Annotated in this window: 20 protein-coding genes; 9 read left to right on the top strand and 11 right to left on the bottom strand. The window is 66.9% G+C overall.

Features of this window, described 5'->3' with window-relative positions:
* Positions 1–77: 77 nt before the first annotated feature.
* From ACQ4WO_RS19405 to ACQ4WO_RS19425, 5 genes are all read left to right on the top strand, one after another.
* Positions 78–1,613 carry a TonB-dependent receptor domain-containing protein gene (locus ACQ4WO_RS19405; RefSeq protein ID WP_436482836.1) on the top strand — a complete coding sequence of 512 codons (1,536 nt, stop codon included), beginning with the start codon at positions 78–80 and terminating at the stop codon, positions 1,611–1,613.
* A gap of 146 nt (positions 1,614–1,759) precedes the next feature.
* Positions 1,760–2,431 (top strand): thiol:disulfide interchange protein DsbA/DsbL, encoded by a 672-nt coding sequence (locus ACQ4WO_RS19410; protein ID WP_034751770.1) that lies wholly within the window; start codon positions 1,760–1,762, stop codon positions 2,429–2,431.
* A 12-nt stretch (positions 2,432–2,443) separates the two neighbouring features.
* Complete coding sequence (locus tag ACQ4WO_RS19415) at positions 2,444–2,668, top strand: hypothetical protein (protein WP_436482838.1); 225 nt, start codon at positions 2,444–2,446, stop codon at positions 2,666–2,668.
* An 81-nt stretch (positions 2,669–2,749) separates the two neighbouring features.
* The gene (locus ACQ4WO_RS19420) at positions 2,750–3,496 is read left to right on the top strand and encodes an SDR family oxidoreductase (RefSeq protein ID WP_436482840.1); all 747 of its coding nucleotides are present in this window, start codon (positions 2,750–2,752) and stop codon (positions 3,494–3,496) included.
* 126 nt (positions 3,497–3,622) lie between these two features.
* Positions 3,623–4,171 (top strand): ester cyclase, encoded by a 549-nt coding sequence (locus tag ACQ4WO_RS19425; protein ID WP_436482842.1) that lies wholly within the window; start codon positions 3,623–3,625, stop codon positions 4,169–4,171.
* A gap of 10 nt (positions 4,172–4,181) precedes the next feature.
* Here ACQ4WO_RS19425 and ACQ4WO_RS19430 read toward each other — a convergent pair whose 3' ends face one another.
* From ACQ4WO_RS19430 to ACQ4WO_RS19460, 7 genes are all read right to left on the bottom strand, one after another.
* Positions 4,182–5,099, bottom strand: coding sequence for a LysR family transcriptional regulator (locus tag ACQ4WO_RS19430; RefSeq protein WP_436482843.1), 918 nt, complete (start codon positions 5,097–5,099; stop codon positions 4,182–4,184).
* Positions 5,096–5,992: an efflux RND transporter periplasmic adaptor subunit gene (locus tag ACQ4WO_RS19435; protein ID WP_436482844.1), complete on the bottom strand. Its 897-nt coding sequence runs from the start codon at positions 5,990–5,992 to the stop codon at positions 5,096–5,098. The genes ACQ4WO_RS19430 and ACQ4WO_RS19435 overlap by 4 nt, the downstream gene beginning before the upstream one ends.
* Before the next feature lie 37 nt (positions 5,993–6,029).
* Positions 6,030–6,230 (bottom strand): DUF1656 domain-containing protein, encoded by a 201-nt coding sequence (locus ACQ4WO_RS19440; protein WP_034751763.1) that lies wholly within the window; start codon positions 6,228–6,230, stop codon positions 6,030–6,032.
* Positions 6,220–8,364 carry an FUSC family protein gene (locus ACQ4WO_RS19445; protein ID WP_436482845.1) on the bottom strand — a complete coding sequence of 715 codons (2,145 nt, stop codon included), beginning with the start codon at positions 8,362–8,364 and terminating at the stop codon, positions 6,220–6,222. Before ACQ4WO_RS19445 ends, ACQ4WO_RS19440 begins: the two co-directional genes overlap by 11 nt.
* Positions 8,365–8,374: 10 nt before the next feature.
* Complete coding sequence (locus ACQ4WO_RS19450; RefSeq protein WP_034751839.1) at positions 8,375–8,881, bottom strand: MarR family winged helix-turn-helix transcriptional regulator; 507 nt, start codon at positions 8,879–8,881, stop codon at positions 8,375–8,377.
* 73 nt (positions 8,882–8,954) lie between these two features.
* Positions 8,955–10,367 (bottom strand): efflux transporter outer membrane subunit, encoded by a 1,413-nt coding sequence (locus tag ACQ4WO_RS19455; protein ID WP_436482846.1) that lies wholly within the window; start codon positions 10,365–10,367, stop codon positions 8,955–8,957.
* Positions 10,368–10,485: 118 nt separating this feature from the next.
* Positions 10,486–10,803 (bottom strand): DUF4148 domain-containing protein, encoded by a 318-nt coding sequence (locus ACQ4WO_RS19460; protein WP_230515429.1) that lies wholly within the window; start codon positions 10,801–10,803, stop codon positions 10,486–10,488.
* 285 nt (positions 10,804–11,088) lie between these two features.
* Between ACQ4WO_RS19460 and ACQ4WO_RS19465 the strand changes: the two genes are divergently transcribed.
* The 3 genes from ACQ4WO_RS19465 to ACQ4WO_RS19475 all read left to right on the top strand — a co-directional run bounded on the left by ACQ4WO_RS19465 (position 11,089) and on the right by ACQ4WO_RS19475 (position 12,415).
* A complete protein-coding gene (locus ACQ4WO_RS19465; RefSeq protein WP_436482847.1) occupies positions 11,089–11,418 on the top strand; it encodes a hypothetical protein in 330 nt (109 codons plus the stop codon).
* A gap of 115 nt (positions 11,419–11,533) precedes the next feature.
* Positions 11,534–11,851, top strand: coding sequence for a hypothetical protein (locus ACQ4WO_RS19470; RefSeq protein ID WP_034782067.1), 318 nt, complete (start codon positions 11,534–11,536; stop codon positions 11,849–11,851).
* Between the two features lie 87 nt (positions 11,852–11,938).
* The gene (locus ACQ4WO_RS19475) at positions 11,939–12,415 is read left to right on the top strand and encodes a DUF2244 domain-containing protein (RefSeq protein WP_436482848.1); all 477 of its coding nucleotides are present in this window, start codon (positions 11,939–11,941) and stop codon (positions 12,413–12,415) included.
* Here ACQ4WO_RS19475 and ACQ4WO_RS19480 read toward each other — a convergent pair.
* Positions 12,400–12,885 (bottom strand): hypothetical protein, encoded by a 486-nt coding sequence (locus ACQ4WO_RS19480; RefSeq protein ID WP_436482849.1) that lies wholly within the window; start codon positions 12,883–12,885, stop codon positions 12,400–12,402. The two genes, ACQ4WO_RS19475 and ACQ4WO_RS19480, sit on opposite strands and share 16 nt — an antisense overlap.
* 77 nt (positions 12,886–12,962) lie before the next feature.
* Complete coding sequence (gene mgrA, locus ACQ4WO_RS19485) at positions 12,963–14,003, bottom strand: L-glyceraldehyde 3-phosphate reductase (protein ID WP_436482850.1); 1,041 nt, start codon at positions 14,001–14,003, stop codon at positions 12,963–12,965.
* A 121-nt stretch (positions 14,004–14,124) separates the two neighbouring features.
* Between mgrA and ACQ4WO_RS19490 the strand changes: the two genes are divergently transcribed.
* Complete coding sequence (locus ACQ4WO_RS19490) at positions 14,125–15,723, top strand: CYTH and CHAD domain-containing protein (protein WP_436482851.1); 1,599 nt, start codon at positions 14,125–14,127, stop codon at positions 15,721–15,723.
* A 7-nt stretch (positions 15,724–15,730) separates the two neighbouring features.
* Here the strand turns inward: ACQ4WO_RS19490 and kdoO are convergent, their stop codons facing one another.
* Together kdoO and ACQ4WO_RS19500 are read right to left on the bottom strand one after the other, a co-directional pair.
* Positions 15,731–16,606 carry a Kdo hydroxylase KdoO gene (gene kdoO / locus ACQ4WO_RS19495; RefSeq protein WP_436482852.1) on the bottom strand — a complete coding sequence of 292 codons (876 nt, stop codon included), beginning with the start codon at positions 16,604–16,606 and terminating at the stop codon, positions 15,731–15,733.
* A 135-nt stretch (positions 16,607–16,741) separates the two neighbouring features.
* Entirely contained in the window at positions 16,742–19,714 is a 2,973-nt protein-coding gene (locus ACQ4WO_RS19500; protein WP_436482853.1) for a sensor histidine kinase, read from the bottom strand.
* Positions 19,715–19,723 lie beyond the last annotated feature (9 nt).

Genomic DNA, 19,723 nt, shown 5'->3' on the forward strand with positions numbered 1-19,723 from the left:
CGCGCGCCGTGCGTATAATGATTCGCTTTTGCCATCCCTCCTGCTGCCGTGCCCGGTGGCGCACCCAGCTTTCCGCCATGATGCCTGCCCCTTCCGCCCTGACCATCGCCATGCGCACCTTGCTGTTGTGCGCCCTGGCCATGCCGGCGTGCGCGCAGGAAGGCGTGGAAGGCGGCGCGGCCGGCGTCACGCATGGCGACTTGTCCGCCGAACTGGCGCAGGGCGGCCAGCACAGCGTGCGCGGCGCCCTGTCGCGCGACCAGGGCGGCATGGTGCTCGACGTGGCCATCGACGGCCTGCGCAATGGCAATTACCGCGATGGCAGCGTGTTTCACCAGCGCGGCTTCAACGGCGGCGCGGAATGGAAGCTGCGCCAGGGCCGCTTCGGCTTCAGCGCCGACCAGCTGAACCAAGACACCCGCTATCCCGCGCCCGAGGCGCCGTTCCTGGCCTTGCTGACGGCCCGTCCGGAAGACCTGTACCGTTATGAGGTGCGGCGCGCCAGCGCCTTCGTGCAGCGCTATGTGGGCAGTTTCGAGCTGGGCGTGGAACTGTCGCAGCGGGAAAAGCGCGCCACGGCCCATTATGCGGGCGAGGACGGCAGCAGCGAATCGACGTACAGCAGCCGCCGCCGGCAGCTGGCGCCACGCCTGCGCCATTACGGCAAGGTGGGCGGCGTGGGCACGGATACCGAAGTGGGCCTGGACCTGATGCAGTGGCAGCGGCGCTCGGGCCGCGCGGGCGATGCGCAGCGCCGCCAGTATTCGCGCGCGCTGCTGCTGCGCGAAGAGCTGGCCTTCGGCGGCCCGTATGCGCCGCGCCTGCTGCTGGGACTGCGGCATGAACAGTTCCAGCTCGACCCGGCCGACATGCCCGCCGGCGGCAGCGACTGGGAAAACCAGAATGCGTGGGACGTGCAGGGCAGCCTGCAGTTGCGCCCGCAACTGAGCGTATATGCCAAGGCCGCGCGCAGCTACCGCATCGACGACGATGGCTATACCCGCGCCGGCTACCGCCCGCTGGCGGGGCAGCTGCGGCGCGAGATGGAAGTGGGCGCCACCTTCGGCGACGCGGCGCGCAGCGCTTCCGTGCGCGTGTTCAGCGAGCGCCTGAGCAACCAGATCGTCTTCGACCATAACCTGGGCCAGCTGGGCTTTGCGGGCAACCTCGACCCCTCGCGCCGCGACGGCGTCGCCATCGAGGCCAGCATGGCGCTGGCGCGCGACTGGCGCCTCGACGGGCAGTTGCGCCAGGTGCATGCGCGCTATGACGATTACGCCTACGACGGCCCGGACATCGCCCTCGTGCCCAAGACCCTGGCCAGCCTGCGCCTGTACTGGACGGGGCAGGGCGGTGCCAGTGCCGACGCCGGCGTGCAATGGCTGCGCGCCCTGCGCTATGGTCCCGATTTCGCCAACAGCTGCCTGGCGCAAGTGCCCGCGTTCGCCACCGTGGACGGGCGCTATGTGCGCAAGCTGGGCGCCTGGGAGCTGGAACTGGCCGGCAGCAACCTGGCCAACCGCCGCCATTACGGCGATGCGCCGGGCTGCCGCTCCAGCATTTACCTCAATGACACGCGCCAGTTGCGCGTGTCGGCGCGCTACCATTTCTGAGGCAGGGGCGCGGCGGGGCTTAAATGCGGCTTAAGCGGGCGCACACGGAGCGGATAAAAGCGCTTTTTTTCCGGCCGGGCGACATCGTCCGGCGCAAAAAGTGGTAATCTCGCCCCGTTCACGACCACTTATGATGAAGGATTTATATGCGTTTTCTGCGTTTCTTGCGTCCCCTGCTTGCCGCCGTCACCCTGGTGGCGGCCACCGGCGGCGCCATGGCGGCCGATACCGGCTTTACCACGCTCACGACGCCAGTGCGCACGGACACGGGCAAGAAGGTGGAAGTGGTCGAGTACTTCATGTATTCGTGCCCTCACTGCTACGTGCTCGATCCGCTGATGCACGACTGGGTCAAGAAGCAGGGCGACAAGATCGCCTTCCGCCGCGTCCACCTGGCCGCCACCGGCCCGAAAGACCCGCAGGCGCACGCCTATGCCACGCTGGAAGCGATGGGCCAGCTGGACCAGTTCCACGACAAGATCTTCCGCGCCATCCACGTCGAGCGCAACCGCCTGAACCGCGATGACGCCATCCTCGACCTGCTGGTGAAGAACGGCATCGACAAGGCGAAATACCTGGACATGTTCAACTCGTTCGGCGTGCAGACCAAGCTGAAACGCAACGAGCAGCTGATCACCGCCAGCAAGATCGAGAGCGCGCCGACCATCGTCATCGATGGCCGCTTCGTCACGTCGCCGGCGCAGCTGTCGCGTCCTGGCCAGTCCGAACCGCAAACCCAGGCCGCGACCCTGCGCGTGATGGATGAACTGGTGGCGCGCGTGCTGAAAGAGCGCGCACCGGCGCCAGCGAAGAAGTAAGCGGAGCGCCTCATGAAACAGCTGCCCTGGACCCTGTGCGTACTGGCCCTCGCCCTCGTGGCGTGGCTGGCGATTGCCATCGTCAACGTGGAAAACCAGCGCAATGCGCTGGCCATCAAGGCTTGCGTGGACCCCGCGTTCAAGAACGAGGTCGATGCGAAATGCCTGGCGTCCGTGCAGTCGCGCGAACACTGGTGGCAGCACCTCACTTACGCCATGACGCATTTCCGAAATTGAATGTGCCAGTACGAAAAACCCGCCGCGCGCGGGTTTTTTTTCGTCCGCGTATGATGAAGCCACAACTATTCAGGAGGGACAATGAAGGAAGTGATCTTGATTACCGGCAGCAGCCGCGGCATCGGCGCGGCGACGGCACTGCTGGCGGCGCGCCAGGGCTATGCCGTGTGCATCAACTATGTGCGCGACGCGCAGGCGGCCGACGCGCTGTGCGCGCGCATCGTGGCCGACGGGGGCGAGGCCATCGCCGTGCAGGCCGATGCCAGCGATGAAGCGGATGTGGCGCGCCTGTTCGGCGAAATCGACGCGCGCCTGGGAACCTTGACGGCGCTGGTCAACAATGTGGGCGTGCTGGAGCAGAAATGCCGGCTCGTCGACATGTCCGCGCAGCGCCTCGAACGCGTGCTGCGCACCAATGTGATCAGTTATTTCCTGTGCTGCCAGCAAGCCGTGCGGCGCATGTCGACGGCCCATGGCGGGCAGGGCGGACGCATCGTGAACGTGTCGTCGGCGGCGGCCCGCCTCGGCTCTCCGGACGAATACATCGACTATGCGGCCTCGAAAGGCGCCGTCGATACCCTGACCCTGGGCCTGGCGAAGGAAGTGGCGGCCGAGGGCATCCGCGTCAACGGCGTACGGCCCGGTATCATCTATACGGAGATCCACGCTTCGGGCGGCGAACCGGGACGGGTGGCGCGCCTGGCGCCCGGCGTGCCGATGCAGCGGGGCGGCCAGCCGGAAGAAATCGCCGACGCCATCCTGTACCTGCTGGGGCCGGGCGCCAGCTATGTGACGGGCGGCATCCTCGACGTGGCGGGCGGACGCTGATTTTCAGCTCATTTTCAAATTTGGCAAGCGACTGATTCAAGCGCGGGGCCAATTATCAAGCAAGGCAAGCGAGTCCAGAATGGCGGGGGTGTCATGTGCACGCCGATCAACCAACCTGGATTCATCATGCCCGTATCTGCTTCTGCCTCCATTTTTGCCTCCGCCATTCTGACCCTGTCGCTGCTGGCCGCCGCGCCAGCCCATGCCGCCACGGATTTGCCGATGCCGGCCCACCTGTCCGGCGCGAAAGCCGATGCCGCCGCGGCGCTGGCCGCACGCCGCTATGCCGCGTTCTGGCAAAGCGGCGATCCGGCCATGGCGCGGCTGGCGCTGGCCGACGGTTTCACCGACCGCACCTTGCCCGCCGGCCGCCCGCAGGGCTTGGCCGGCCCGCTGCAGGCGTCGCAAGTATTCCATGCCGCCGTACCGGATTTGAAAGTCGCCATCGAGGAGATGCTGGTGGCGGGCGACCGGGTTACCTTGCGCCTGCATTTCACGGGCCGCTTCACGGGCGTCTTCCCCACGCCGCAGGGCCCCTTGCAGGGACAGGGCCAAGCCATCGATTTCCATGCGTTTGATCTGTACAGGGTCAATGCGCAGGGACGCATCAGCGACAACTGGCATCTGGAAGATAATTTGACCCTGCTGCGCCAGATGGGCGTGCTGGCGCCGTGAGGATGGCTGGCTAGCCGTGCGCCGGCAGGGCGGCGAATTGCTGCAGCAGGAAGCCGGCCAGCAGGGCGACGCGCGGCGGCTGGAAGCGGCTGCGCCGGTACAGCAGGTTCAGGGGGACGCTATCGGCAAAGTAATCGTCTAGCACCGTCTGCAAGCGCCCCGCGCGCAGGTCGTCGCCGATGTCGAGCAGCGATTTGTAGGCATAGCCATGGCCGGCCACTGCCCAGCGGCGGATGATTTCGCCATCGTTGCTGTGCCAGTCACCCTGCAGGCGCAGGCCGTGGCGCTTGCCGTTTTCGCGGTAGCGCCACTCCTGCGGCGCGCCGTCGCCGGCCGTGAGCACGAGCGTCGGCAGCGATGCCAGGTCGCGCGGCGCGGCCGGCACGCCGACCCTGGCGGCCAGCGCGGGCGCCACGCAAACGACGCGCCGGCCCGGGTGCAGCAGGCGCGCCACCATGTCGCTGTCGGGCAGCTCGCCGTAGCGGATGGCAAGGTCGACGTCGTCCTGCACCAGGTTGGCCGTGACGTCCGTCAGGGTCAGCGCATGGCGCACCTGCGGGTGCAGCGCGGCAAAGCGGTCGAGCATGGGCAGCAGCAATTGGCGGCCGATGTCGGATGGCGCCGAGATGCGCACCACGCCGCGCACGGCGCCGCCGCCCGCGTGCAAGCCGTCTTCGGCCTGCGCCAGCAAGTCCAGCGCCTGTTCGCTGTAGTGGCGGTAGTGCACGCCTTCTTCCGTCAGGCGCAGCTGGCGCGTGGTGCGCTCGAACAGGGTGGCGCCCAGCGCCGTTTCCAGGCGCGCGATGGCGGCGCTGGCGGCGGCCGGCGACAGGCCCTGCTTGCGGCCGGCCGCGGAAAAGCTGCCCAGCGCCGCGGCGTCGAGGAACAGGGCGATTTCCGCCAGACGCCCGGCGCCGCCGCGTATCATGCCGGGTGCGCGGCCGCTGGTTTCGGCGCCGGCGCCGAATGGGGTGTCACCACCACGGTGCACGTGGTGCCGGCCACCAGCAATTGTCCCTTCGGCTGCTCGTCGATGTGGATGCGCACGGGCACGCGCTGCGCCAGGCGCACCCAGTTGAACGTTGGGTTGACGTCGGCCAGCAGTTCGCGGCCCGTGGCGGCGTCGCGGTCGGTGATGCCGCGCGCGATGCTCTCGATGTGGCCGTGCAGGGTGCCGCCGCTCATCAGATTCATTTCCGCCTTGTCGTCCTGCGCCAGCATGCCCAGCTTGGTCTCTTCGAAGTAGCCGACGACGTAGTACGAGGCGCTGTCGATGACGGCCAGCTTGGCCGCGCCGACGGCGGCGAAATCGCCCTTGTGCACGTTCAGGTTCGTCACGTAGCCGCTGACGGGGGCGCGCACGGTGGTGCGCTCGAGGTTCAATTGGGCCAGCGCGCGGGCGGCCACGGCGGCCTGCACTTGCGACGTGGCCGAGCTGGCGGCGAACGCCGCGCTTTCGCGGCTTTCCGTCGAGATGATGCTGGCGTCAAGGCCTGCGCGGCGCTGCGCTTCCTTGCCGCGGCGGCCCTGTTCCGTTTTTTGCGCGGCCAGCACGGCGTCGGCCTGCGCCAGCGCGCTCGCATAGCGCTCCTTGTCGACGACGAACAGGATGTCGCCCTTTTGCACCACCTGGTTATCGCGTACCAGCACGTCCGTGACGGTGCCGGCCACGTCGGCGCTGATGTTGACGATGTCGGCCTTGATGCGGCCGTCGCGCGTCCACGGCGACTCCATGTAGCGGTCCCAGACGGTCTTGCCTATCCACAGGGCGGCTGCCAATAGCAGCACGGTGATTGCATAGCGGGTCAGTTTGCTTACCATGTCGGCAGCCTTTCCTTGATCGGGTTGAACAGTTTTTTTATTTGTAAAGCGATAGCGCCAGCGCGCCGAAGATGGCGATGAAGATGCACAGCCGCGCCAGCGACGGGTGCCACACCATGCGGTACACGCCCAGCCAGCCCAGCACGCGGTCGAGCAGGGTTTGCAGGGCAATGCTGAGGAGGAACAGGGGCAGCAGGGTAGGAATCAGAATTCCGAACAGGGCGAATTCACGCGGCATGGTGGTCTCCGGCGCCAGGCGCCATGTGGTCGAGCAATGAGGTATAGATCGAATGCAGGTCGGCCAGCGCCGTCTGCAGGCGCGCGCTGCGCTCGGCGGTCGCATCGGCTTCCGTCTGGGCCGCGCGCACCACGGCGCCCGCCTGCAGGGTGGCGGCCAGCGCCGCCTGCAGTGCCGTATCGCTGCGCGTGCGCAGCCAGCTGGCGATGTGGTCCACGCATTGCTGCAGCGCGTGGCGCGTGGCGCCTGGCCTGGCGGTGGCGATCAGTTCGCGCAGTTCGATCACGGAGTGGCCGATTTCCAGCAGGGTCAAGGCCTGGCGCACGACGGCGCGCGTGGCCTCGCCCGGCGCCGGGCCGGCCGCCGCATTGAGCTGGCTGAGCAGGTCGCGCACGCGGTTGTCGAAACGGTGTTTGACACGGCGTGCGGGCGCCGTGCACGCATGCAGCGCTTCGCGCCACAGGGCCCGGCCGATGTGGTCCTTGTGGCCCATCGTGTGCTCGGGCAGCAGCACGGCAAACACGAGGGCGGCCAGCATCAGGCCCACGATCAGCGCCATGCCCGTGTTGAGGAAAGCCGCGCCATCGACGTGCATCACATTCGTCGGCGCCATCTGCGTGATGAAGGTCGACACGCCCAGGCCCACGCCCAGCTTGGCCGGATTCGTCATCAGGTACAGGCCGACGGCGAGAAACGGCGCAAAGCTCAGTACCAGCATGGGGAAGCCGTCGCCGTGCACCAGCACGAAGTACACGCAGACGAGCGACAGCGGCATGGCGATGAGGAAGCCCGCCAGCACCTGGCGGATCATCATGATGGGGCGCGGCGAGGATGAGGCCAGCGCGCAGAACACGGCCGCCATCAGCATCGCCGTGCTGGCGTAGGGCCAGGCGAGGAAGTAGGCGCCCAGCGCCAGCAGGGCCAGGCTGATGCCGGCGCGCGCGCCGCTGGCGAGCACCAGCGCGGGCGGCGTCTTCGGCGCATACGCCTGCGGCGTGCTCACGTCCAGCGGCGTGTCGTGCACGAGGCTGAAATACACTTCGTGAAAGCGGCTCATGTCGCGCGCGAAGCGCTCGAGCAGCTCGCACACGGTGTCGAAGTCGATGCGCTGCGCATGCGCGATGGCCGCGCCATCGATGTCCGCGCGCGCCTGGCCCAGCGCCGTTTGCAGATGCCGCTGCATGGTGTCGAGCGAGTCTTGCGACGGCGTCGCTTGCAGCGCTTCGGCGACGATGGCATATAAAGGCGCACAGGCCTGCATGACCTGCGTCTCGCCATCGCGCCGCAGGCGGTCGAACAGGCGGTGGAAAGTATAGAAGGTGGTCAGCGCCGTCATGAAGGTGGCGTTGAAGGCGTGCAGCTTGCGGTTTTGCGCGCGCACGTGACTGACCTTGCTGGTGACTTCGAACAGGGCGGCCGAGCGGCCCAGCTCCAGCGCCGCCACGTCGGCGGCAAACTGCAGATGCGTCAGTTCCACCTGCGCCGGCGTGAGCTTTTGCTGCAGCACGTCCTGGCAAAAGGTGAGGAATTTGCCGTAGCGCGCCTGCACCGTGCGCATCACCTGCGTGCCCTGGTGGCGCGGCAGCAGCACGCTGGAGACGGCGGCCGAGCAGATGATGCCCAGGCTCACTTCAGCCACGCGCGTGACGGCCAGCGAAAAGACCTGCATCGGTTGCTCGATGGCGGGCAGCACGATCATGCAAGCCGTGTAGCCGGCCAGCACATACACATACGACTGGGCATTGCGGTGCAGGGCCGAGCCGCTCGTGCACAGACCCACCCACAGGGCCAGGCCGGCGAACAGCAGTACGGGCTGCTGCGGGAACAGGCCGATCAGGGTCAGCGCGGCCGTGCAGCCGAGCAGGGTGCCGCACAGGCGGTAAAAGCTTTTTTCCAGCACCATGCCACTGCTGGGCAGGGCCAGGATGATGGTGGTGGTCATTGCCGTGCTCGGCGAATCGAGGCCCAGGCGGTAGGCCAGCCACAGGGCGCAGAATGCGGCGATGAGGGTCTTGCCGACGTAGATCCAGCGTTCGCCTTCCGTCGCGCGCCAGTCCTGCAGCGCCAGCGCCAGCCAGCGGGCCGCCCGGGTCAGGGGGCCGTCTATAGGTGTTGTTGCTGTGGCTGGCGTCATCGATAGGCTATCAGTTCTGGTTGTTGAGATTGTTCAGGTTGCGCAGCTGGCGCATGTACAGCTTGTCGAGCACTTGCAGCTCTTCTTCCGTGAACCCTTCGTACAGGGCCGAGGTTTCCTGGTACACGTCGGGCAGCGCCGTTTCGATCAGCGCGCGGCCCTTGTCGGTCAGCGAGATCATCACGGAGCGGCGGTCGCCGGGGCGCGTGCCGCGGTGGATCAGGCCGCGTGTTTCCAGGTCGTTGCATACGCGCGTCAGGTTGGCCGGTTTTTCATGGCAGGCCATGCCCAGGGTGCAGGCGTTCGACGTTTCGTCGTCCGTGCCGTACAGCACGGCCAGCACCATGTAGCTGGCATCGACCAGGTCGTGCTTTTTCAGCGCGGCGTTGGTCAGGTCCTTCATGCCTTTTTGAATGTGGTACGTCATGCGCAACAGGCGCATCAGTTCCATGGGGAAGCCTGGCATGCGCGTGCGGATGTTTTGCAGCCGCTTGGCGGTGGCGTCAAAAGCGGTCATGTCATATTCCTTCATGTGTGAATAAAGTTCCGATTGTATCTTGTTGGGCTAGGGCAATGCCAGGATTGCAAGCTTATATGCCGCCTCCCAGTGCATTCATCAAGGAAACGTACAGATCGAGCTCGCGCGCCCCATTTTGCGCCTGCTGCTGTTCTTCCGCCAGCAGCGCCACTTGCGTGTTGAGCATGGCGATGGCGTCGCTCATGCCCGCCTTGTACGCCTTTTCCGCCAGGTCGCGTGCGCGCTGCGCCGTAGCCAGCGCCTGCGCGGTCAGTTCGTGTTGTCTGGCCAGCGATTGCGCCTTGGTGACGGCGTTGGCCACGTCCGACATGGCGTTGATGACGGTGGCGTTGTACTGCTCGACGGCACCGTCGTACACGGCTGTCTGGCTGCCCAGCTGGGCGCGCAGACGCGCGCCGGCAAAGATGGGCAGGCTCAGCGCGGGCGAAGCGCCGCGGATCTGCGAGTTGGCGTCAAGAAAATGACTGAAGCCGAAGGCCTGGAAGCCGGCAAACGCCACCAGGTTGACGTTCGGGTAGAACTCGGCCTTGGCCGCGTCGATGCGCTGCGCCGCCGCTTCCACCCGCCAGCGCTGGGCGGCGATGTCGGGACGGCGGCCGATCAGGTCGGCGGGCAGGGCGGCGGGAATGGCCAGCGGCTGGTCCAGGCGCAGCACGGGACGCGTGAACGCCGCGCCCGCTGCCGGGCCCTTGCCCGCCAGGGCCGCCAGCTGGTTGCGCAGCAGCGCCAGCGATTCGGCCGACTGTTCCAGCTGGCGGCGTCCGGCCGGCAAGGTGGTTTCGATCTGCGCCACGTCGATATCCGTGCCGATGCCGGCCGCCTTGCGCTGGCGCGTGATGTCGAGGATGCGGGCGCGCTGCGCAAGGCTGCGTTCGATCACGTCCTGCAGCTGGAATTCATACGACAGCTGGATGTAGGTGCGCACCAGCGCCGTTTCCAGTGCCAGGCGGGCCATCTGCGATTCGGCCGAGGCCATCTGCACGTCGCCCAGAGCGGCGGACAGGGCGGCGCGGTTGCGGCCCCACAGGTCCAGGTCGTATGAAGCCGTGACGGTGGCCTGGTTGCGCCATGCGTAATTGCCGGCCAGCGGCGCCGGCGTGCTGCCGTGCTGCGAATACAGTTCGCGGTTGATGGAAACATTTGCGTCCGCCTGCGGGCGGGTCTTGTCCTCAAACGCGCCGGCCAGCGCCTCGGCCTGGCGCACGCGCGCCTGGGCGCCGCGCAGGGTGGGGCTGTCGGCCAGGGCCTGGTCCATCAAACGGTTCAATTGGGGGTCGTGCAAGTCTTGCCACCATTGCGTGCGGGGCCAGGCGATCGCTGCGCTGGCGGCGGCATCCATGGCCTGGCTCGCTTGCAGCTTGTTGGCGTCGAGCATGGCCGATTGCGGCGCGATATGGCCCATGTCGGCGCACGCGCTCAAGGCAAGGATCAGGCTGGAGGCAAGCAAACGGCGGTGCAGGGACATGCAGGAACTCCGGAAGGTGGTGTTGGGGCGATGCTGACAGCTCGCCGCGGTGAGCGCCGGGAGTGGCCCGGGTGCTGCGCCGCAACTGAGTTGTTACTGAAACCGGCTGACTGGTTTCTTATTGCACGACGTGTTTTGCCGTTTGCGCGACGTCAAAGTCCGCTTCCGTTTGCGGGATCAGGCCGGCTTTGCGGGCGGCGTAGAACTCGGCCATGACTTGCTCGCGCGTCACCTGGCTGGCGGCGGTGGCCGGCGTTTTCGGGTAGTCGACTTCGCTGGTGGCGATTTCGCCGGCGTTGCGGGCACGGATGTATTCGGCCGTGACTTGTTCGCGCGACAATTGCTGGCCCGTGGCGGCAGGCGCGGCGCTTTGGGCGAAAGCCGAGGTGGCGGCGGTGATGGCAAACAATGCTGCGATGAGGGATTTGGCTTGCATGATAAGACTCCAAAATGTGCGTGATGGCTGGGTGGATGGGCCGGATCGCCACGTACCGGTCGGTTCGTCGGCATGGCGCCGGTGGGCGCCGTGCCGACGATGAAGCAGTTTCTGGATGAGAAGATGCTTACTTGAATTAACTATAGCAATGAATATTACATTTGTGAAGTAATTTATGAAAATAATTGTGCGCCGCCGCATTTTCCACTGGGAAATGCCGTGCAGGCGTGCGCCGCTGGCCGGGCCAGGGGAGTAAGCTGGTTTTTTTGTTAACGGGAGGCCGCCATGAGCAGCAGTTCACTCGATCCGGACAATTTGCCCGTCATCCCCGACCGCGTCCTGGGCAGCGGCCATGGCAAGGGGGCGCTGGGCCCCAGCGACAGTTCCGACAGCGGCAGCGACATGCAGGGCGTGCCGGGCCAGGACCCGGAAGAGCTCGATAGCGACAGCGATGCTGCCGGCACGGGCGAGCGGGCCGGCGTGGAGCCGCGCAATACGGCGCCCGATGGCGGCGACATCGACGTCGACCATGTGGAAAGCCTGGCGCCCGTGCGGCCTGCAGAGGAGGGCGATGCCGAGTCCGGCGCTCCCCGGGCGCCAGCGCCGCGCCCCTGATGCCAGCGGCAGGCCGCAAATTGTCGCCGCTGTGGCGCCATCAGCGTAAAATGGAGGCAAGGCGGCGTGCGCGCCGCCATGGCCAGCCGGCCGGTACAGGATAGGATGTCAGAGGATGCAAACGCAGATGTCGGAAGAGAAAGAAAAAGACTTGATGTCGATGTACCGCGAGACGCGGCCACGCGAGTTTTTTGGCGAAAAAAGTAATACCAACCACTTGGCCTGGAGTTTGCTGGTGGTCTTGCTGGCGCTGGCGTTCTGGCTCGTCGTGGCCCTGGCGGCGGCGGAAAATCAGCGCTATGCACTGGAAACGAAGGCGTGCCAGGATCACGTGTTTCCTACGGAAATCGACACGTCTTGCCTGAAACAGGTCAAGTCGCGCGATCACTGGTGGCAGCACGTGGGCCATGCGCTGGTGCGGATGGGCGCCTGACCCTGGCGCAAGCTGGCTGAACGATCTGGCTGAACCTGGCGGCGGCGAGGACCGCTGCGGTGATGGAGCGATAGTGCGGGAGGCGCCATGCCACGCGATCACTCGCGCGAGCAGCCGCAATGGCTGCTGGCGCGCCACAGTGCCTTGACGGCGCGCCAGTTGCTGCGCGCCTATGGCTTGCTATGCCTGTTTTCCCTCGTCATTGCTGCCGCCTTTGCGCTGCGCGGCCTCTGGTACATTCCCGTTTTTTCCTTCGCCGAATTGATCCTGGTGGCCGCCGCCCTGCTGCATTACCTGCGCCATGCGCGCGACTATGAACATATCGTCCTGCGCGACGGCGAGCTGATCATCGAACAGGTCAGCGGCGGGCATTGCCGGCGCCACCACTTTTCCCCGTGGCGCACGCGCATCGCCGTGCCGCAATGGCCGCGCCAATTGATACACATCAACGATATCTGTGATGTTACCCGGCACGTGGCGGTGGGTGTCTTCGCCACGCCCGAACGGCGCCGGCAAGTGGCGCAGGAACTGGGCGCGTTGCTGCCGCCCTATTTGGGCCCGTAAAACTGGAATGACTGTACTACCAGCAAGGTGGTGGGGAAGCCCGTGATGGTCTTGAATTCCTTCACGCCCGTGATCTTGTAGGCGCCGGCCTGGAACTCTTCTCCTTCCGCCCAGCTGTGATCCTTCATGGCAAACTGCAGCAGGTGCTTGTCGTTATAGCGGTAGCTGAAGATGGTGTAGGCGCCGACGCGGCTGGTGACGACGAAGCGTTCATCCTGCGCGTCGGCGATGAGCAGGATGCCCGGATAGCGCCCGATGCCCGCTTCCTCGTTCTGGATTCTCAGGATCACGTCGGTAAAACTGCATTCGGCGTCGCGGATCTTGTCGCGCTTCGTGGCGATCTTCATCACCTCGTCGTAGCTCTTGTTGTGCACGATAGACCATTGCGGCGAGTCGCAATAATTGGCCGCGTGGACGTTGGCCGCGCAGGACAGCAGCAGGCAAGCGGTGATGGCGGTGATGGCGTGCATGGAACCTTGTAGTGGATGGGGGACGGCGGCGGCAGTTTACCTGCCCGCTGCCGCCGCCACAAGCGCAGGACGGGTGATCAGGTGGCCCGCGACGGACCTTCCCACAAATTGATATGGCCTTCGCGCGCCTGCACGTCGATGGCGGCCAGCTCGTCGGCCGTGAACGACAGTTGCTGCAGCGCGGCCACGTTTTCGCGGATTTGCGCGCTGCTGCTCGCGCCGATCAGGGTCGAGGTGACGCGGGGATCGCGCAACACCCAGGCCAGCGCCATCTGCGCCAGGGTTTGCCCCCGCTGCGCGGCGATCTGGTTCAGGGCGCGCACGCGGGCCAGGTTTTCCGCGCTCAGGTGCTGTTGCAGCAGCGAGCCGCCGCCGGGCCGGTTGACGCGCGCATCCTGCGGCACGCCATCGAGGTACTTGTCGCTGAGCAGCCCTTGCGCCAGCGCCGTGAACGTGATGCAACCGATGCCTTCCTGCTGCAGGGTGTCGAGCAAGCCGTCTTCCTCGATCCAGCGGTTGAGCATGTTGTAGGCGGGCTGGTGGATCAGGCACGGCACTTTCCATTCCTTCAGCAGGGCGGCCGCCTCGGCCGTTTTTTGCGGCGAATACGACGACAAGCCCACGTACAGCGCCTTGCCCTGCTGCACGGCGGTGGCCAGCGCGCCCATGGTTTCTTCCAGCGGCGTGTCGGCGTCGTAGCGGTGCGAGTAAAAGATGTCGACATAGTCGAGGCCCAGGCGACGCAAGCTCTGGTCCAGGCTGGCCAGCACATATTTGCGCGATCCGCCGCCCTGGCCGTACGGCCCCGGCCACATGTCCCAGCCCGCCTTGGTGGAAATGATCAGCTCATCGCGGTAGGGCAGAAAATCGTCGCGCAGCAGCTTGCCGAAATTGCTTTCCGCGCTGCCATACGGCGGGCCGTAGTTATTGGCCAGGTCGAAATGCGTGATGCCCAGGTCGAACGCGGTGCGCAGCATGTCGCGCTGCGATGCCAGATTGTTGCTGTCGCCAAAGTTGTGCCACAGTCCCAGCGACAGCAGCGGCAGTTTCAGCCCGCTGCGCCCGCAGGTGCGGTATTGCATGCTGTCGTAGCGGTTCTCGGCGGCGTGGTAGGTCATGGCATCTCCTGGTTGAATGAAGCGCTTATTTTCGCGCAAAATCAAGGTCCGTGTGCGTGCGCCGTACGCGCGGCCGCACGCGCCTTACAATGGGCGATCAGGAGTCTCGCAAGGAGCGGTCATGGAAATCGAATTGAAATTGTTGCTGGCGCAGCAAGATGTACCGCGTTTGCGCGCGCACCCGCTGCTGGCGCAATCCACGCAAGGTGAGCCGCAACTGCTGCGGATGCACGATATCTATGTCGATACGCCCGATTTGCAGCTGTGCCGCCACCAGGCGGGCTTGCGCGTGCGCCAGGTGGACGGGCGCTGGGTGCAAACCCTGAAGGCGGGCGGTAGCGTGAGCGGCGGTTTGCACAGCCGCCAGGAATGGGAAGGCGAGGTGCCGGGGCCGCAACCGGATCTGGCCGCGCTCGATGCGGCCATCGGCCGCAAGCAGCCCATCCGCGCGCTGTTGCGCCAGGACGCCATCCGCGATACCTTGCAGCCCGTGTTTACCACGCGCATGGAGCGCACCGTATGGCAGCTGCGCACGCCGCAGGGCGACGAGATCGAATGCGTGCTGGACCAGGGTGTCATTGAACGCGGTGCGGATGGCGCCGATGGTGCTGATGGTGCTGTATACAGCGTGCCTGTCAGCGAGATCGAACTGGAATTGAAGCAGGGGCAAGCCGCCAGCCTGTTCGACGTGGCGCTGGCCCTGCTGCAGGAGGTGCCGCTGCAGCTGGGCCACATGAGCAAGGCGGAGCGCGGTTACCGGCTGGCCGCATCGCATCCCTTGCAAGCCGTCAAGGCGCAGCCTTTGTGGCTCGATGACGGCATGACGGTGCAGCAAGCCTTCATCGCTATCTGCAGCAATTGCCTCGAACAAGTGAGCGGCAACCAGGATGGCGTGGCGGGGGGCGAAGACGTGGAAAGCGTGCACCAGATGCGCGTGGGCCTGCGCCGTTTGCGCTCGGCGCTGGGCATGTTCAAGTCCCTGCTGGCGCTGCCCGATGCCTTGAAGGGCGAACTCGAGTGGCTGGGCGGCGCGCTGGGCGAGGCGCGCGACTGGGATGTGTTGGCTGACAATACCCTGGCACAGCTGGACGGTGTGGCGGCCACGGATGCGGCGGCGCTGGCGGAGGCGGCCCACGCGCAGGCGCGCCTCAAGCACGAACAAGCGGCCCAGGCCGTCACCTCGGCGCGCTACACGGCCTGCATGCTGGGCTTGCAGCGCTGGCTGCAGGCGCGCGCCTGGCGCGACAGTTGTTCCGTGCGCCAGTTGCGGCGCCTGGATGCGCGCGTTTCGCCGTTTGCCCGCGCCACCCTGCGCAAGGACCAGCGCCGCCTGATAAAGCGTGGCAAGTGTTTGCTGCATGCCACGCCGCAGCAGCGCCACCGGGTGCGCATCGCGGCCAAGAAGACGCGCTATGCGACGGAATTTTTTGCCTCGCTGTTTGCGGGCAGGGCCGTGAAACCGTACGTGGGGCGGCTGTCGGCCTTGCAGGATGAACTGGGCTGGCTCAACGATGTGCAGGTGGCCGACCGGCTGCTGCAGGAATTGCCCGAAGTTCAGGCTGGCCAGGCCGACCAGGCTGACCCGTCTGCCCAGGACCGGTTGCGGCTGCACGCGGCCTTCGTGCGCGGCTATCTGGCGGCGCGCGCGCAGGCGCAGGGCAGCGATGGCCGCATGCACAAGGCCTGGCGGCGCTTCAAGGCGGTCCGCTTGCCGGCCTGAGCCCCGGCTAGGCCAGCGGACGTTGCAACTGGCGCTCGAGGATGGCCAGCGGCGACTTGTGCGGGGCCGCCATGGCGCGCACGGGCAGCAGCCAGGTTTGCTCCAGCGCATGCTGTCCCCGCAGGACAGCGTGCGATACCGTGTCGCTGAAGACGATCCACGTCTGGCCCGGCGCGAACGCATGCGTGTGCTGTTCCACCTGCGCCTGGTAGCCGAGGTCTGCCTTCATGGCGTCGTGCAGCTGCAGCATGTAGTGGTCGTAGGCCGTGCGCCGCGACTTGGTGACGCGCAGCCATTGCAGCAGGGCCGCCAGCACCGGTTGCGGACGTTTCGCGATGGGCAGGAAATGCTGCGCCACCTGCTCGAATGGCGCGCCCAGTTTCCACACGCGGGGTGCGTCGCGCGGGTGGATGTTGGTGAACACGCGCAGGATGCGCCGGCCCTGCGTGGGCGAGGAGGGAAAGCTGTCGACATGCAGGCGCGTATCGTCCTTGCGCCATGAGGTCACCCTGCCGGCAATTTCCACGGGGCGAAAGCTGCCCTTGCCTTGCTGCAGGTGGGCCGAATAGGCAGGCAGCAAGCCGGCCAGCAGGCGCTGCGTGTGCCGCGCATAGCGCTGCATCAGCGCGGCCAGCAGGGTCGCATCGTAGGCGTCGCCATGGCCGCGCACGCCGCGCGCCGGTTCCCAGCTGATGTTCTTGGCGCTGCCGGCGCTACCCACGGCACCGTTCAGCAGCGCATGCTCTTCCTGCCGCAGGGGAAAGCCCAGCGCGGGCAGCAGCAGCACCTGCCCATCTTCAAGTGCCTGCTGCGCCGCCACCTGCTGCGCGGCGCTGCCGCAGGCGTCCCACCGGTCCAGGGAAATATCGATGAGTTTGTTCATGGCACAAACGGGGAAAACATCGGAGCGGCCAGTATGGGCGCTTGCCGTCCGCTCCCGTTTGCGCTGGCGCAGATCCAGTTCACGGTGCGGCGCGATCGCGGTTCACATAGAACAAGCCCGGCGGCCAGCGCGCCCTCAGTAAGCGAGGCGGCCCGGCACGCTCACTTCGATCTGCGTGCCGGCGCCGGGCCGGCTGTCGATGCGCAGGCTGGCCGCGATGCCGGCGGCACGCTCGCGCATGCCGACCAGGCCCCAGTGGCCGGGCCGCTGGCCCGTTTGCGCCACGGCGTCATCGAGGCCGCAGCCGTCGTCGCGCACGCGCAGGGTGAATGCCTGCTCCGCATAGTCGAGTTCCAGCACGATGTTGGCCGCCTCGGCATAACGCGAGGCATTGAACAGCGCTTCGCGCGCGATCGCATAGATTTCGTCATGCACGCGCGGCTGCAGGCGCCGGCAGGTGCCGCTCACATGCACGGTGAACGCGTGCGCGCGGTGCTCGGCCAGGCCCTTGCCGAATTGCTGCAGCGCGAGGCGCAGTTCGTCCGGTTCGGCCGAGGCGCGCAAGTCCATGATCTGGTCGCGGCCTTCGATCAGCAGCTGGTCGGCCAGGTTGAGGGTACCGTCGAGGCGCGCCCGTTCGCGCGTGCCCTTGGGCAGCATGTCCGCATGCGCATGGAACGACAGGATCAGGCCCTGCACGCTTTGCAGCAGGGTGTCGTGCAGCGAACGGGCGATGCGCGAGCGTTCGGCCAGGCGTTCCTGCAAGCGTTCCTGCAGCCGCTCCTGCATGTTGCGCGTCAGGTGGCGGATGCGCAGCACATAGCCGCCATACAGCAGCAGCGCGGCGCCCAGCGCCAGCAGCACGATGAACCACGGCGTTTGCACGAAGGCGGGTGCGATGACGATGGCTAGCCCTGTCCCTTGCGTGTTCCACACGCCGTCTTCGTTGGCGGCCGTGACCTCGAAGCGGTAGCTGCCGGGCGCGAGGTTGGTGTAGTAGGCTTCGCGGCGTCCGACCGCTTCTTGCCAGCCGGCGTCCACGCCCGCCAGCTTGTAGCGCAGGCGCACGCGTTCCGGCATCGACAGGCTCAGGGCCGTGAAGCCGATCTGCAGGGTCTTGCTGCCTTGCGGCAGGTGCTGCGGCTTGCCATCGTCCAGCGCGTAACGCACGCCATTGGCCAGCAAGCTGTGGATCTGCACGGGCGGCGCCAGGGCGTTGCGGCGGATATGCAGCGGGTCGAGCATGCCGATGGTGGCCGAGGTGGAGAACCACAGCTTGCCATCGGGCGCATGGATCAGCGATGGCACGGGGCGCAGCTGCGAGGCATGGCCCTGCAAGCCGTCGAGCGCGTCGAAGCGCTCCGAGGTGACGGCGCTGCCATCGCGCATCCACGCGGCCAGGCTGGCGGCGCCGATATGGTCGATGCCGTCCGCGCCATGCAGCCACAGGTCGCCGTCCGGCAGGCGCACGATGCCCGACACGCCGCGAAACGCCGCGCCGCGCGCGCCGCGCAAGGTGTGGAAGCGGCCGGCGCGGTACAGGGCCACGCCGTTTTCGCCGCCGGCCCACATCGCGTCGCCATCGCGGTACAGCTGCAGCACGGTGCCCACTTGCAGGCCCTCGGCGGCGCCGAGCCGCCTGACGGCGCCCGCGCGCTGGCCGTCGGCCACCAGGCTGATGGTATTGTCGGCATGACCCAGCCAGACGGTGCCGGCGCCATCCATCGCCATGGCCGTCGTCAGCACCGTCGGCAAGCCCGAGAGGCCCCCGTTCGCACTCCATTTTCCTTCGTTCAGGCGAAACAGGCCGCCGCCGGAAAACGAGGCCCACAGGGCGCCCGAGCGGTCTTGCTGCAGCGCCTGCGGATCGAGTCCCTGCACGGGCGTCGCCACGCGCGTCATGGCGCCGTTGCCCGCGCGATGGTGGAGTGCCTGCTCGTTGCCCAGCCACAGCGTGCCGTCGGGCGCCCAGTGGCTGGCCGCCAGCGCCCCCTTCAAGATCACTTTTTTCATCCCGTCGGCCGTAAAGCTGCGCACGTCGCTGACGTAGTCGCCGATCCACACGTCGCCATCGGGCCCCGGCAGCATGCCGGGATGGTCGAAGGGCACGGCAACGGCCAGGGTTTTCAGGCGGTTCGGCCGCAGCCGGTCCAGGCCCGTCGAGGTGCCGAACCACAGATTGCCTTCGCGGTCCTGGAACGAGGTTTGCGGCAATGGGCCGCTGATGCCGTTCTGGCGCGTCAGGCGCTGGGCCGGCAGGCTGGGGCCGGAAGGGTCGAACTTGCGTTCGATGCCGTCGGGCTGCATCAGCCACATGGTGCCGGCGCGGTCGAAGCGGATGCTGTTGCCCCTGGCGTCGGGCCGGATGGGCGCATCGCCGCGCGGCGCGCTGGTGCGCACGCGGTAGTAATTGCTTTGCGCATCGACGGCCCAGATGGCGCCATCGGGCGCTTCATCCATGCCGGTGAGGATGGTGCGCGGCCAGGCATGGGAAAAGCGTGTCTCGCCCGGCCTGCGGAAATAGGCGCCATGCATGGTGCCCATCCACTGCGTGCCATCGCGCGCGAACAGGATCTGGTAGACGCGTTTGTCGGGCAGTCCCACGTTGGCCGCTTGCGCAACGAAACGGTCGGCGCCCGGCGCCAGGCGTGCCGCGCCATCGCGCGTGCCGACCCAGATGGCGCCGTCGGGTGCTACCTCGATATGGAACACGGCGCCCGGCGGCAAGCCGTCCGCCTCGCGGTAGGTGCGTGTGCCATTCTTGCGAAAGACGCTGACGCCGCCGAGGCGGTAGCCGACCCACACGGCGCCGTCCGCCGGCGTGGCCAGGCCCAGCACATTGCTCGACGGCAGGCGGTGGCCGTACACGCTGTCGACCCTGTCGAAGCGCACGCCGTCGTAGCGGTACAAGCCGGTGGCCGTGGCGATCCACAGCCAGCCATCCTTGCCCTGGGCGAATTTCAGCACATCGACGGGCGCGCCTTGCAGGGCGCCCCAGGCATTGTGGGTATAGTCGGACAGCAGGGGCGATGGGGCGGCCGCGCACGCGTGCAGGCGGCACGCCAGCAGAGGCAGGATCAACAGGCGGCGCAGCAGGCGAGCGGACATCGTGGCAGA

Origin of the sequence: Janthinobacterium aestuarii (assembly GCF_051380835.1) — a bacterium.
Taxonomy (GTDB): Bacteria; Pseudomonadota; Gammaproteobacteria; order Burkholderiales; family Burkholderiaceae_D; genus Janthinobacterium; species Janthinobacterium aestuarii.